The 12,808-nt window shown below is 68.6% G+C and carries 15 protein-coding genes; 9 read left to right on the top strand and 6 right to left on the bottom strand.

Annotation, left to right across the window (positions count from 1 at the left end; genetic code table 11):
* Nucleotides 1-75: 75 nt before the first annotated feature.
* A complete protein-coding gene (locus TFC3_RS36925) occupies nucleotides 76-402 on the bottom strand; it encodes a hypothetical protein (protein ID WP_153040179.1) in 327 nt (108 codons plus the stop codon).
* A gap of 125 nt (nucleotides 403-527) precedes the next feature.
* Between TFC3_RS36925 and TFC3_RS10940 the strand changes: the two genes are divergently transcribed.
* The 4 genes from TFC3_RS10940 (at nucleotide 528) to TFC3_RS10925 (ending at nucleotide 5,113) form a co-directional block, all read left to right on the top strand.
* Nucleotides 528-1,451 carry a 5,10-methylenetetrahydrofolate reductase gene (locus tag TFC3_RS10940; protein WP_067498888.1) on the top strand — a complete coding sequence of 308 codons (924 nt, stop codon included), beginning with the start codon at nucleotides 528-530 and terminating at the stop codon, nucleotides 1,449-1,451.
* 294 nt (nucleotides 1,452-1,745) lie between these two features.
* The gene (locus TFC3_RS39215) at nucleotides 1,746-1,985 is read left to right on the top strand and encodes a hypothetical protein (protein ID WP_067498886.1); all 240 of its coding nucleotides are present in this window, start codon (nucleotides 1,746-1,748) and stop codon (nucleotides 1,983-1,985) included.
* A gap of 216 nt (nucleotides 1,986-2,201) precedes the next feature.
* Complete coding sequence (locus TFC3_RS10930) at nucleotides 2,202-3,098, top strand: DUF2382 domain-containing protein (RefSeq protein ID WP_067498884.1); 897 nt, start codon at nucleotides 2,202-2,204, stop codon at nucleotides 3,096-3,098.
* A gap of 398 nt (nucleotides 3,099-3,496) precedes the next feature.
* Nucleotides 3,497-5,113 carry a methyl-accepting chemotaxis protein gene (locus TFC3_RS10925; protein WP_161952569.1) on the top strand — a complete coding sequence of 539 codons (1,617 nt, stop codon included), beginning with the start codon at nucleotides 3,497-3,499 and terminating at the stop codon, nucleotides 5,111-5,113.
* A 102-nt stretch (nucleotides 5,114-5,215) separates the two neighbouring features.
* Here the strand turns inward: TFC3_RS10925 and TFC3_RS10920 are convergent, their stop codons facing one another.
* Nucleotides 5,216-6,415, bottom strand: a complete 1,200-nt coding sequence (locus TFC3_RS10920; protein WP_067498879.1) for a cytochrome P450 — start codon at nucleotides 6,413-6,415, stop codon at nucleotides 5,216-5,218.
* Between the two features lie 88 nt (nucleotides 6,416-6,503).
* Between TFC3_RS10920 and TFC3_RS10915 the strand changes: the two genes are divergently transcribed.
* Together TFC3_RS10915 and TFC3_RS10910 are read left to right on the top strand one after the other, a co-directional pair.
* Nucleotides 6,504-7,145, top strand: a complete 642-nt coding sequence (locus TFC3_RS10915) for a TetR/AcrR family transcriptional regulator (RefSeq protein ID WP_067498878.1) — start codon at nucleotides 6,504-6,506, stop codon at nucleotides 7,143-7,145.
* On the top strand, nucleotides 7,135-8,118 hold the full coding sequence (locus tag TFC3_RS10910) for a radical SAM protein (protein ID WP_067498876.1): 984 nt from the start codon (nucleotides 7,135-7,137) through the stop codon (nucleotides 8,116-8,118). Before TFC3_RS10915 ends, TFC3_RS10910 begins: the two co-directional genes overlap by 11 nt.
* A gap of 106 nt (nucleotides 8,119-8,224) precedes the next feature.
* Here TFC3_RS10910 and TFC3_RS10905 read toward each other — a convergent pair whose 3' ends face one another.
* Entirely contained in the window at nucleotides 8,225-8,857 is a 633-nt protein-coding gene (locus tag TFC3_RS10905; protein ID WP_067498874.1) for a VOC family protein, read from the bottom strand.
* Nucleotides 8,858-8,937: 80 nt separating this feature from the next.
* Between TFC3_RS10905 and TFC3_RS10900 the strand changes: the two genes are divergently transcribed.
* Nucleotides 8,938-9,489 (top strand): thioredoxin family protein, encoded by a 552-nt coding sequence (locus TFC3_RS10900; protein ID WP_082771967.1) that lies wholly within the window; start codon nucleotides 8,938-8,940, stop codon nucleotides 9,487-9,489.
* On the top strand, nucleotides 9,486-9,965 hold the full coding sequence (locus TFC3_RS10895; RefSeq protein ID WP_153040178.1) for a hypothetical protein: 480 nt from the start codon (nucleotides 9,486-9,488) through the stop codon (nucleotides 9,963-9,965). The genes TFC3_RS10900 and TFC3_RS10895 overlap by 4 nt, the downstream gene beginning before the upstream one ends.
* Here TFC3_RS10895 and TFC3_RS10890 read toward each other — a convergent pair.
* Nucleotides 9,955-10,137, bottom strand: coding sequence for a hypothetical protein (locus TFC3_RS10890; RefSeq protein WP_067498869.1), 183 nt, complete (start codon nucleotides 10,135-10,137; stop codon nucleotides 9,955-9,957). The two genes, TFC3_RS10895 and TFC3_RS10890, sit on opposite strands and share 11 nt — an antisense overlap.
* Nucleotides 10,138-10,193: 56 nt before the next feature.
* Nucleotides 10,194-10,841: a sensor histidine kinase KdpD gene (locus TFC3_RS10885; RefSeq protein ID WP_236718070.1), complete on the bottom strand. Its 648-nt coding sequence runs from the start codon at nucleotides 10,839-10,841 to the stop codon at nucleotides 10,194-10,196.
* Between the two features lie 30 nt (nucleotides 10,842-10,871).
* On the opposite strand from TFC3_RS10885, the gene TFC3_RS10880 reads away from it, so the two are divergent.
* Nucleotides 10,872-11,510 (top strand): response regulator transcription factor, encoded by a 639-nt coding sequence (locus TFC3_RS10880; RefSeq protein ID WP_067498865.1) that lies wholly within the window; start codon nucleotides 10,872-10,874, stop codon nucleotides 11,508-11,510.
* Nucleotides 11,511-11,547: 37 nt separating this feature from the next.
* Here the strand turns inward: TFC3_RS10880 and TFC3_RS10875 are convergent, their stop codons facing one another.
* On the bottom strand, nucleotides 11,548-12,792 hold the full coding sequence (locus tag TFC3_RS10875) for an Nramp family divalent metal transporter (protein WP_067498863.1): 1,245 nt from the start codon (nucleotides 12,790-12,792) through the stop codon (nucleotides 11,548-11,550).
* Between the last annotated feature and the right edge of the window lie 16 nt (nucleotides 12,793-12,808).

The following is a 12,808-nucleotide window of genomic DNA, read 5'->3' as shown; positions in this document are numbered from 1 at the left end:
CCGCACCGGCACCCCGGAGAGCCGACCTGGGCTGGGGGGATCAGCGCATCCGGGCCGCGGCCGGCTCCGAGCGGATCACCTCGAGCAGCCGGCCGATCCAGTTGGAGTTCCGTTCGCCGCCCACCACCCAGTAGCCCGGATCGGCGTCGACGTACCCGCAGCGGGAAGTCCTTGTGGTCCATGTCGCCCACCCACCGGATCACTGATCCGCCACGAGCCCACCTCGTGCACCGAGGCCCAGATGCCGTCCTCCAGCCGGGTCACCACCCGGCCGCTCTCCAGGTCGGCTCGCAGGCCGTCGAGGTCGGCCGGCCCGCCACCGGCATCGACAGCGCCGTCGGCACAGACCACGAGCTCGGTGAGGTGATACCAGTCCGCGTTGCGGGTGAACACGGCCGCCACACGCCTTCTACGCGCTGACGGTCAACGATGCGACAGGTCCGCCGGTGCATGCTCACGCGCCCCCGCCAGCGTCCCGGGGCTCGCCCTTCCGTGAGGGTGCCTGGACCGCTCAGTACCGTATCGGAATGGCTACGGACAAACCTACGATGCTCGCCGGGACCAGCGGCGAGGTGCTGCTACTGGGTTTGACGCCTCCGCGTGCGAGTGTTTCGGCTGCCGAGGCCGCGCAGATCGCCAGTGTCACGCTCGCCCGCCTCGACGGGCTGGACCTGGACGGGCTGGTGCTCTACGACATCGACGACGAGAGCGACCGCAACCCGGATCAGCGGCCGTTCCCGTACCTGCCGACGATGGACCCGGGGGTGTTCCAGTCCGACTACCTGGCCGGCTGGGAACGGCCGGTCGTTGTCTACCGGTGTGTCGGCAAGTACCCCCGGGATGAGCTGTCCGGGTGGCTGCGCGAAATCGACACCGACCGGGTGTTCAGCGTGTTCGTCGGCTCGTCGTCGGCCGACAAGGCGGTGCACACCCGGATGGATGAGGCGCACGCGTTGCGCGAGCAGGTGCGCCCGGAGTTGCCGCTGGGCGGGGTCAGCATCACCGAGCGGTATTCGGCTCGCGGTGACGAGCACCTGCGGATGCTGCGCAAGCAGGAGCGTGGGTGCTCGTTCTTCATCTCGCAGGTGGTGTACAACGTGGACGCCACGAAGAGCCTGATCTCGGACTACTTCTATGAGTGTGCCGAGCGGGGGGTGCCGCCGCGCCGGATGATCTTCACCCTGTCGGTGTGCGGATCGCCGAAGACCCTGGAGTTCCTGAAGTGGCTGGGCGTTGATGTGCCGCGGTGGCTGCAGAACTCGCTGACGCGCTCACCCGATCCGCTGACTGATTCGTACCGGCAATGTCTGGCCAACGCGCGCGAGCTGATCGGCTTCTGCCGCAATCTGGGAATGCCTTTCGGATTCAATGTCGAAAGCGTTTCCATCCGCAAGGTCGAGATCGACGCGTCGGTGTTGCTGGCGAAAGAAATTCGCACTTTGCTGCACTGATCGTCCACATTGCATTTGACTTGTGTGAAACTGGGCCGCGTGAGCGGTGCAGGAACCCGAGGGGCGCTGGAGGCGGACCGGATCGTCCGGCCCGCAATCCGCCTCATCGACGAGAACAGCCTGCCAAGCTGACCATGCCATGCCTCGGGGCCGATCTGAGCGTCGAGGGCATGGCCTTGTACCGGTACGTTCCCGGCTGCGAAGCCCTGCTGGACGAAGTGGTCCGCGCCGCATCGCGCTCGCCCATCCCGAGGTGTTTCCGCTGGCCGCGACCGGCCTCCGGCGGCCCCCTCGGTGCGCCCGCCGCTGCGCAGCCTGCGCTGGATCGAGTCGCTGCTCGAGGCGATGACCGCCGCCGGGTTCTCCGGCGAGGACGCCGCCACCGTTTACCGCACGTTCAGCAGCGCGCCGCTCGGGCTGCTGCTGGGGGTTGCCGGCGGCAGCCAGCCGGGCGAGCAGACCACCGGCACGGCGGACCCGGATCTGAGTACATTTCCGGTTCTGCGGCGTTTTGGCCCCGCATCTGAGCCTTGACGGCGCCGCGCGCGATTTTGCACCAGCCCTCGACGCGCTGCTCGACCGGATCGCGTTGCCCCTACCACAGTGACAAATTTTCGGGCCGCTGTTTAGCCCATAAACCTTCGGGCACATCAAGTGAGTCGACGATGATGGCCACCATCTGAACACGCATTATTTTTCCTTACGCGATCAAGCATCCGATCACGTGACACCCCCTGGAAAGGACACGCTGTGCTGACTCAGAACGACATCGCGAGGCTCTCCGACGCCGACGTGTACGACACCGACGGTGACAAGATCGGTTCGGTCGGTCAGGTCTATCTCGACGCCGAGAGCGGCGACCCGGAGTGGGTGACGGTCAAGACCGGCCTGTTCGGGACGAAGGAGACCTTTGTCCCGCTGCAGCGCGCCAGCGTTTCCGGGGACCGGATCACCGTTCCGGTGGACAAGGCGACGGTGAAGGACGCTCCGCGCATCGACACCGATGGCGCCCTGAGCCACGCCGACGAGAACGAGCTGTACCAGTACTACGGTCTGACCGGAACCGAGTACGGCTCGAACGTCTCGACCTCGAACACCGCGACCACGACCAGCGGCACGGGCACCGGCGCCGGTTTCGCCGAGCGCACCCAGACCGAGCGCAGTGAGTACCGCGACGAGAACCGCAGTGAGCACCACGGCGAGCACCGCAGCGAGTTCGCGGACCGCGTGGACGAGCGCACCAGCCGGCGCTCCGGTGACAGCGACCTCGGCGGCTCCGACTCGATGACCCGCTCGGAGGAGCGGCTGGTCACCGACACCCGTCGCGAGGAGGTCGGCAAGGCCCGCCTGCGCAAGTACGTGGTGACCGAGGAGCAGCAGGTCAACGTCCCGGTGTCGCACGAGGAAGTGCGCCTGGAGCGCGAGCCGATCACCGAGGCCAACCGCGGCGACGCGTTCGACGGCCCGGCCATCACCGAGGCCGAGCATGAAGTCACCCTGCACGCCGAGCGCCCGGTGGTGGACACCGAGACCGTACCGGTGGAGCGGGTGCGCCTGGGCAAGGAGACCGTCCGCGAGGAGGAGCAGGTCACCGGTCAGGTCCGCAAGGAGCAGATCGAGTTCGACGGCCCCGAAGGCCGCCGCTGAGAGCAACGCCCCCCGATCGGCCCGGCCCCTCGTCTGAGGGGCCGGGCCGATCCCTTTCGCCCGTTATCGGCTACCGTGCGGGCCCTGCCCAGCGAGCTGCTCGTCACGCATCGAACTCGACATGTAGGGCCACGCCATCGCAGCGCTCCGGCGCACGATCGCCAAGCTGGAGGCGGCCGGCGCCCCGGGGCGAACTGCAGTCGTCGCGAGAAGGCCGTTTCACCTCCGGGGCCGGCCCGCCGGCGGTAGGCTGCAAGGCCGAGCGAACGAGCCTGCTCACTCGCTGGTGGCCACCGGAGCCTACCGAGCCACAGCCGGCGCTAACCCGCCGACGCCGCCGACGGGCGAAAACGGCAGAACGTCTCAAGAAGCCCGGGTACGGGTCGAAGATGGCAGGCATGGCAGACAAGCGCTCCCGGTGGACCGGTTGGTTCGGCGATCTTCGCGTCGGTGTGAAGATCAGCGTTGCCCTCGGCACCGCGCTCCTTGCCGGAGGCGTGGTCGCCGGGACCGGGCTGAGCTCGCTGAGTCAGGCCGACACCAACGCCAACCAGATCTACGAGAAGAACCTCAAGTCCTCGCAGACGCTGGCGAGCGCGCAGAAGTCCTTCAACGACGTGCTGCTGCAGCTCAGCTTGAGCAACATTGCCGCGTCCAACTCCGACGCCAGCAAGAACGTGGCCGCCGCCCTGACCGCTTTGAAGGCGGCCACCGCCTCGGTGCAGCAGTACACGACAATCAACGGCGACGACGCGGACCGCAAGGATTCGCTACGCGCCGTGCAGACCGGTGTCACCGCATTCAGCAAGATCGCCACGGAGCGGCTGGCCCCACTGGCCCAGGACCGCGACGTCGACAGCTTCCAGCTCGTCTACAACGCCGCCGCCGCGCCGCTAATCGCCCAGGTCAACACCGGGTTCGACGGGCTCAACGAGGACGAGGCGCAGGACGGCGCCGCATCGGCGAAGGCCAACACCGACCAGTACCGCAGCAGCCGCAACCTGATGGTGGCCTGCTTCGTCGCCGGCATGGTCATCGCGGCCGTGCTGGGCTTCTTCACGGTACGGCGGATCACCCGTCCGCTCGCCTCGGTCAACAAGGTGCTCGCCCAGGTGGCGAACGGCGACCTGACCGGCACCATCGCGGTCACCAGCCGCGACGAGGTCGGCACTGCGGCGCAGTCGGTGAACAGCGCGATCGCCACCATGCGCCAGACCGTGCAGTCGCTGGGCACCGCGTCGACCTCGCTTGCCGCCGCGGCCGAGGAGCTGTCGGCCACCAGCACGCAGATCGCCCGCAACACCGAGAGCCAGAGCATGCAGGCGAACACGGTGGCCGGCGCGGCCGACGAGGTCAGCCGCAACGTCGACACGGTGTCGGCCGGCTCGGAGCAGATGGGCGCGTCGATCCGCGAGATCGCCCAGAACGCCAACCAGGCCGCCGAGGTGGCCGGGCAGGCGGTCACCATGGCCCTGACCACCAACGAGACGGTGTCGCAGCTGGGCACCTCGTCGACCGAGATCGGCAACGTGATCAAGCTGATCACCGCGATCGCCGAGCAGACCAACCTGCTGGCCCTGAACGCCACCATCGAGGCCGCGCGGGCCGGGGACGCCGGTAAAGGCTTCGCCGTGGTCGCCAGCGAGGTCAAGGACCTGGCCCAGGAGACGGCGAAGGCGACCGAGGACATCAGCGCCCGGGTCACCGCGATCCAGGCCGACACCGGCACGGCGATCACCGCCATCGGCGAGATCAGCGAGATCATCGCGCGGATCAGCGACTACCAGACCACCATCGCCGCGGCCGTCGAGGAGCAGACCGCCACGACCGGCGAGATGAACCGGGGCGTCACCGAGGCAGCCAGCGGCGTCACCCAGATCGCGGCCGGCATCGACGAGCTGGCCACCGCGACCCGGCTGACCACCGAGAGCGTGGCCGACACCCAGCGCGCCGCCGGTGAGCTGGCCCGCATGTCCAGCGAACTGCAGAGCCTGGTCAGCACCTTCAGGGTCTGACCGCGTCCGGCGGTCCAGAACATCTCCCGCAACAGCGAAAACAGCACGGTGCCGGCCCGCAGCCAGTCCGTCAGCCGGCGCCGGCGCCTGGGTGTCGTGTGCTCACCAGCTGACTGGCAGCTCGTACACGCCGTAGACCGCGCCGTCGTGCTTGAACGGCACCTTGTCGACCTCGGTGGCCAGCCGCAGCGTGGGGATCCGGCGGTACAGCGTGCTGTAGACGACCTGCAGCTCCAGGCGGGCCAGCGGCTGGCCGAGGCACTGGTGCACGCCGAAACCGAAGGCCAGGTGCCGGCGCGCGTCGCGGGTCAGGTCGAGGCGGTCGGGGTCGGCGTACATGTCGGGGTCGCGGTTGCCGAGGTCGTTGGCCAGGATGATGCCTTCACCGGCCCGGATCAGCTGACCGCCGATCTCGATGTCGGCCAGCACGGCCCGGCGCCGGCCGTTGTGCACGATGGTGAGATAGCGCAAGAGTTCCTCGACGGCGTTGGCGACCAGCTTCGGGTCGTCCGAGTCGCGCAGCAGGGCCAGCTGATCGGGGTGCTGCAGCAGCGCCAGGGTGCCGAGCGCGATCATGTTCGCGGTGGTCTCGTGGCCCGCGATCAGCAGCAGCACGCCCATGCCCGCGGCCTCGCGGCGGGTCAGCTCGCCGCGCTCGACCCGGGCGACCAGTTGCGACAGCACGTCATCGGCGGGCGCTTCGGCTTTCTTGGCGAGCAGGTCGTACAGGTAGGTGTGCAGGGCTTGGAAGGCTTTGTTGCGCTGCTCCACCGGGACCGTACGCTTGATGATGTTCTTGCTGTTCTCCTGAAAGAAGTCGTGGTCGGAGTACGGCACCCCGAGCAGGTCGCAGATCACCAGCGACGGCACCGGCAACGCGAACGCCTCGACCAGATCCACCGGCTGCGAACCGGCCAGCATCTCGTCGATCAGCCGGTCCACGATGGCTTGCACGCCGGGGCGCATGGCCTCGACGGTCTTGATCGCGAACGGCGCGGTGACCATGCGGCGCAACCGGGCGTGCTCGGGATCGTCCATCAGAATGAACCCGATGGAGTCGCTGCTGCCCGGGCGCAGCGGTGCGGCCGCGGGGTAGCCGGGCTTGGTGACGTCGGAGCTGACCCGGGGGTCGGCCAGCAGGGCGCGCTGCTCGGCGTAGCGGGTCACCAGCCAGGGCTGCGAGCCGTCCCACAGCCGTACCCGGGACATCGGTTCTTGGTCCTGCAGATCCTTGAGCGCGGGCGGCGGGTCGAACGGGCACTTCTCGGCCCGGGACGCGGGAAAAGCCAGCAGATCGGACATGCCCCCAGTCAATCCACGCACCTCGATTAAGTCAAGCGACTGAACCCCAGCGCGGTAAGGTGCGCTGTATCAGTGCAGCTCGGGGGGCATGATGCAGGTACGCACCGACCGCGCCGGGTTCACCCGCGAGATAATCCTGAGTACTGCCGAGCGGCTGTTCGCCGAGCAGGGCCTGTTCTCGGTATCCAACCGCCAGGTCAGTGAGGCCGCAGGTCAGGGCAACAACGCGGCGGTCGGCTACCACTTCGGCACGAAGTCGGATCTGATTCGCGCGATCGTGCAGCGCCACGCCGAGCCGATGGAACAGTTGCGGCGCCAGCTCGTGTTCCGCCATGACGGCAGCCAGGAGGTGCGGGACTGGGCGGGGTGCCTGGTGTTGCCGTACACCGATCATCTGGCCACCCTAGGAAGACCCAGCTGGTACGCCCGCTTCGCAGCCCAGGTCATGACGGACCCCCTGCACCGGGCGCTGATCGTGGACGCCGCCACCGACACCCCCACGGTCCGCGCGGTGATTGCCGGCTTCGACAGCTGCCTGCCCCACCTACCCGTCGACGCCCGCCGGGGCCGCAGCGACATGATGCGCAACCTGCTCGTGCACACCTGCGCCGAACAGGAACTCAGACTGGCAAACGGCGCCGACGACCCGGCCCAGGCCTGGACCGCCACGGCCACCCACCTGATCGACGCGGTGACCGGGCTGCTGCTGGGGAGTTCCCATGCCAGTTGACCTCGTGCCACCACTCCCCCGGCATCTGCAACTCGAGATCACATCGGCCTGCAACCTGCGCTGCACGATGTGCCTGGTGCGCTACCGCCCGCCGGTGAACAAGCTCGCCGGAGCGATGCCGCTGGAAATGTTCGCGCGGCTGGTCGACGAGGTGCCAACCCTGAACCGGCTCACGCTGCAAGGCCTCGGTGAACCGCTGCTGTCGCCGTACCTGATGGACATGATCCGTGCTGCTGTGGCACGCGGCATCACCGTCGGCTTCAACTCCAACGCCACTCTGTTGAATGCCCGCCGCGCCCGCTCCCTCGTGGAAAGCCAGGTTGATTGGCTGCACGTGTCGCTCGACGGCGCCGACGCCGCCACCTACGAGGCGATCCGCGAGGGCGCTCACTTCTCCGGCGTCGTGGAGAATCTGGCCGGGTTGGTTGCGATCAAGCGCGCCCTGGGCTCCTCGGTGCCGTGGATCCGCGTGGTCTTCGTGGCGATGCGCCAGAACCAGGAGCAACTGCCTGATCTGGTACGCCTCCTGAGCCGTATCGGCGTCGACGAGCTGCACGTGCAGAACTTGTCGCACAGCTTCTCCGATACCGATCCGGCTGGGTCTTATGGGGAGATCCGGTCGTTCGCCGCGGACCAGGCTTTGTGGACGGGCCTGGATGATGCGGTGGTTGCCGCGGCGCGGGAGGCGGCTGCTTCCTCGGGGTTGCGGCTGCGGTTGCCTCATGCCGGGTCGGCGTCCGCTGGCGGCGGATGCTCGTGGCCTTGGGATGCGGCTTACATCACCAGCGCTGGAGTGGTGCAGCCTTGTTGCATGGTGATGGGGGACGATCGGGTTTCTCTGGGAAGCTTGAAGTTCTCCAGCTTTCCGGAGATTTGGGGCGGAGCTGCCTATCAGGACTTTCGGCGGCAACTGGCTGGGGCGGAACCGCCTGAGGTTTGCCGGGGATGTTCGCTGTATCAGCGTGCCTTCTAAGTGCTGTATCAGCGTGCCTTCTAAGTCCGGAATTCAGCAACTGCTGGACTACGAGGCGACGTTTGAGCCGTCCGGCGCGGCGGCGCTGACGGACGCCCAGGCTCGCTCATCCCCACGCGGCCAAGTCGGCCTCGTTGCCTTCGGGGTCGGCCAGCGTCCACCAGTCCGGGCCGTTGTCCCGCACCATTTGCCCACCGGCTGCGAGCCCCGCAGCCACCCGGGCCTCCACCTGATCGCGTGGCACGTAGATGTCGATGTGGACGCGGTTGCGCTGCGAATCCATCTGCTGGAACCAGAACGTCGGTCCGCGCCGCAGGTCGTCGACCAGGTCTTCGTCGTTGACCGCTGCGTACCCGAGCACCGCGTGCCAGAACGGCCGCACCGCAGCGATGTCCAGCGCGTCGATCGCCACCTGGACCTGCTGTACGACTGTGGGATCGGCAACCACGTTCAGCTCGGCGGCGGCGGAGGAGATCTGCCGGGCCAGCTCGGCGTCGCGCGAGGACAATCCGCTCAGGCCGCTGGACGTCCGGACGTACACGCCGTTGGGACGCAGGTCGACGTCGGGGTAGTGGCCGGCCGCCGCGGCGAGCACGGAAATCTCCTGAACCAGCGCGGCACCGATCACGAACGAGGCGGTACGAAAGTGCGCGCACGCCCAGCCGCCGCCGAAGACCACCCCCCAGTCCCCGACGCCCGGCGAGGCCAGGAACTCATCTGTGGTCAGCCGCTCAGTCATGCCCCCACCTCAAAACGTGCGGCCCCATCGAGAACGGGCAGCGGGACGGCTCGTTGGTGCTCTAGGATCTCGCAGCCATCATGACCGCCGGGGAGAACATCGTGCGCCGCTTTTCCGTACCCGTAGCCATTCTGTCCTTCTCTCTCGCCGCGTGCGGGCCGGCGGTAGCGGAGGCACCCGCCGCGCCACCGGCGAAGCCTGCACCAAGCGCACCGAGCGCACCGAAGACCAAAGCCGTGACAGTGCTCGGTGATTACGACGAGGAAGCTGACGCGGCGAAAGACGTGAAGGACGCCCTCAGCAAAGCCAAGAAGGACGGCAAGCCCGTGCTGGTCGACGTCGGCGCGGACTGGTGCCCGGACTGTGTGGTGCTGCGCAAGCTGGCCGCCAAGCCCGAGGTGTCCCCGCTGCTCAAGGAGTTTCACGTGGTCAGCGTCGATGTCGGCGAGTTCGACCACAACCTCGATGTCGCCGAGGATCTGACCGTGGACCTGCGGAGCAGCGGCATCCCGGCGCTCGTGGTGCTCAGCCCCAAGGGCAAGGTGCGCACGGTCACCAACGACGGCTCGTTCGCCAGCGCCCGGAGCATGAGCGCGGATGACGTCGCCACGTTCTTGAAGAAGTGGAAGTGAGACGCTGGCTGGCGGCGGGGTGCGTGGCGCTTGTGGCGGGTTGCGGGGCGCACGCGCCGACCGGTGATCTGACCGCGAAGTATCAGGAAGCCGGCGTCACGGTGTCCCTGCTCCTGCACGACGGCAAGCTCACCGCCACCTACCGGCCCGACCGACCCGGTTTCCACCTGTACAGCGCGGACCTGCCGGCCACGGGGATCGACGGGCTCGGGCGTCCAACCGCTCTCAAACCAGGCGAAGGACTGACCGCCACCGGTACGGCCACAGCTGACCAATCCCCCGTCACGCTGCACGAAACCGAACTCGACGTCGACTTGCCGGTCTACCCGGACGGCCCGGTCACGTTGACGATTCCGGTCACCGCCTCCGGCCCGCGCATCGAGGCGGTCATCGGGTATGCGGCGTGCAGCCCCACCCAGTGCCTGATGCCGGTCAGCGACAAGACGATCCCGCTGAGCCCCGCTTCTAGGGCATGACGGCTTTGCGGGCCGGTTCGGCTGCCACCGCGTGGGCGTGTCGCGACCGCTTGAGCAGCATCGGGAAGGCCCACAGGGCGACCAGCGCGGCCAGCAGCACCGCGGTGAGCGGGGTGTAGTCGGCGGTGAGCAGCAGGGAGACAGCGTAGGCGCCGAGGATCAGGGATCGCATGATGGTGGCGTTCCCTGCGCCCCGTCCCTCATGGGCCACCGGGTGGCACGCGGGGGTCAGCATCGCGGACGCGGCAACGACACCCGTACGGCCACGCCCTTGGGCTTCAGGTTGTGCGCCTTGATTGTGCCGTTCTGGGTGGCAACCATGTGCCGGACCACCCACAGCCCGAGCCCGTTGCGGTCCGGCGGCGGGGTCCGGCGGCGCAACGCCCGCACCAGGTCGTCGCTCAGTTCTCCCTCGTCGGCTACCGCCAGGCGTAGCCGCCGCCCGGTGACCGTGGCTTTGAGGCAGATCAGCCCCGGCGAATAGGCCGACGCGTTGGCCAGCAGGTTGAGCAGGATCTGGCGGACCGCGCGCGGCGACACCGGCCAGTGCGCGGCTTCCGAGGTGATCGACACGGTGAGCCGGTCGACGGGGACGCTGGCCGCCACCGCGGGCACCACGTGGCGCAGCGGCACCGGGCATTCCGATGGACAGGTCAGCCCGTGGGCGGTGGCCGCGGCTTCTTGCAGTACTGCCTCGACGTGCTTGGCGTGGTCGGCGGCCAGCCGGGTCAGCTCGCCGCGCCGGTCCGGGTTGGGTTGCTCCTCCAGGGCTCTGACCAGGGCAGTCAGCGTCGTGACGGGCGGGCGTAGCTCATGGCAGACGCTGCGCAGCAGCACGAGCGCGGGATCGGGGCGGCGTCGCACACTCAGACGCATGTTCGGGCTCCGGCTGGGCATGCGGGCGCCATGCACAGAGACATTCGCATCGTCGTTGTCGACGACCACACTCTGTTCGCCCGTGGTCTGGAACTTCTGCTGCCCGATGTGAGTGGCGGGCGGGCCAGTGTCGTGGCAGCCACCTCGGATGCCGCCTCGGCGGCCGGGCTGGTTGCCCGAGCGGTACCCGATCTCGTGCTGGTCGACCTGCACATGCCGCCGCCCGGCGGGATCAGGGCCATCGCCGCCATCCAGCGCTCGGCGCCGCGGACCCGGATCGTGGCGATGTCCGGCGACGAGGACCCGGCGGTCGCGCTGGAGGCGCTGCGAGCCGGCGCGGAGGCCTTCCTGCCCAAGAGCAGCAACCCGGCTGAGCTGCTGCAACCCTTGCTGGCCGTGCTGGACGGGTGGGCTGTGGTGCCGCCCGCGCTGCTGGCCGACCTGCTCGCCCCGGCTCGCGCCGCCAAGCCCGTACCGGTGCAGCTTGCTACCGATGAACGCACGCTGCTGCAACTGATCTCCGGCGGCGCGACCACGACGGAGATCGCTGTTGCTCTGCACGTCTCGGAACGCACGGTCAAGCGGCTGACCGCCACGTTGTTGCGCAAGCTGCGGGTGACCAGCCGCACCGAGGCGGCTGCGCTGGCGGGCAGCGCCGGAATGCTGTGAGGGGTCGCCATAGCGCGCGGCATTCCCCCGCGATGGCCTATGAAACGACAGTGCGGACGATCAAGAACACATTCAAGGCGATGATGAGTACGGCCGCAGCTCCCGCAACCACCGTCGTGATCGCCTTGTTGCGGTGCTCACCCAGCAGATCCTTGCGCCGGGTCAGCCACACCAGGGGCACCAGCGCGAACGGCACGCCGAAGGACAACACGACCTGCGACCACACCAGGGCGGTCGTCGGGTCGGCGCCCAGCAGCAGGATCACCATCGCCGGGGCCATGGTCAGCAGCCGGCGCACGAACAGCGGGATGCTTCGCCCGATCAATCCCTGCATGACGACCTGACCGGCGTACGTGCCGACGCTCGACGACGCGAACCCGGACGCCAGCAAGGCGATCGCGAACGCCAGCGCGGCATTGCGGTCAAGGGTGGCGCCCAGACCCGCGTGGATGCCTTCGAGGGTGTCCGCGCCGGCGATCCCGGAGCCGAAGAACAACTGCGCGGCGATCAGCAGCATGGCCAGGTTGACCAGGCCGGCCAGGCCGAGCGCGACCAGGGTGTCGGTGCGCTGGGCCCGCAGCGCCTGGCGCATGGTGACGTCCGAGCGGCGGGTCGTGGTCAGCGCCGAGTGCAGGTAGATGACGTGCGGCATGACGGTGGCGCCGAGGATGCCGGTGGCCAGCAGCAGGCTTTCCGTACCGGAAAAGGACGGCACCATGCCCGCGGCCAGGGCGGACCCGTCGGTGCCGGTGCGCAGCACGGTGTAGAGGAAGCCCAGCAGGATCACCCCGAGCAGACCGGCGATGACGCGTTCGAAGCGCCGTACCCCTTTGTTCTGCAGTCCCAGCAGGGCGAAGGCGACCACGCAGGTGATCAGGCCGCCCACCGGCAAGGGCACGTGGAACAGCAGCGCCAGCGCGAGCGCCCCGCCGATGATCTCGGCCAGGTCGGTGGCCATGGCGACCAGTTCGGCCTGCACCCACAGCCCGCGCGACACCGGCTTGGGCAGGTGCTCGCGGCACAGCTCGGGCAGGCTGCGCCCGGTCACCAGGCCCAGCTTGGCCGACAGGGACTGGATCAGCATCGCCATCAGGTTGGCCACCAGGATGACCCAGACCAACTGGTAGCCGAACGTCGCGCCGCCGGTGAAGTTGGTGGCGAAGTTGCCGGGATCCGCGTAGGCGATGGCCGCCACGAACGCGGGGCCGAACCAGGGGGCCACCCGCGCCACGCCACGGCGCAGCGGCTGGACCAGATCGGCGGCGGTATCAAGGACGACCATGCGCCTTGCCGTTGCC

The organism is Actinoplanes sp. TFC3 (assembly GCF_001553785.1).
Taxonomy (GTDB): Bacteria; Actinomycetota; Actinomycetes; order Mycobacteriales; family Micromonosporaceae; genus Actinoplanes.
Note: the sequence above shows the minus strand (reverse complement) of the source record. Positions and strands in the feature narration are given on the sequence as shown.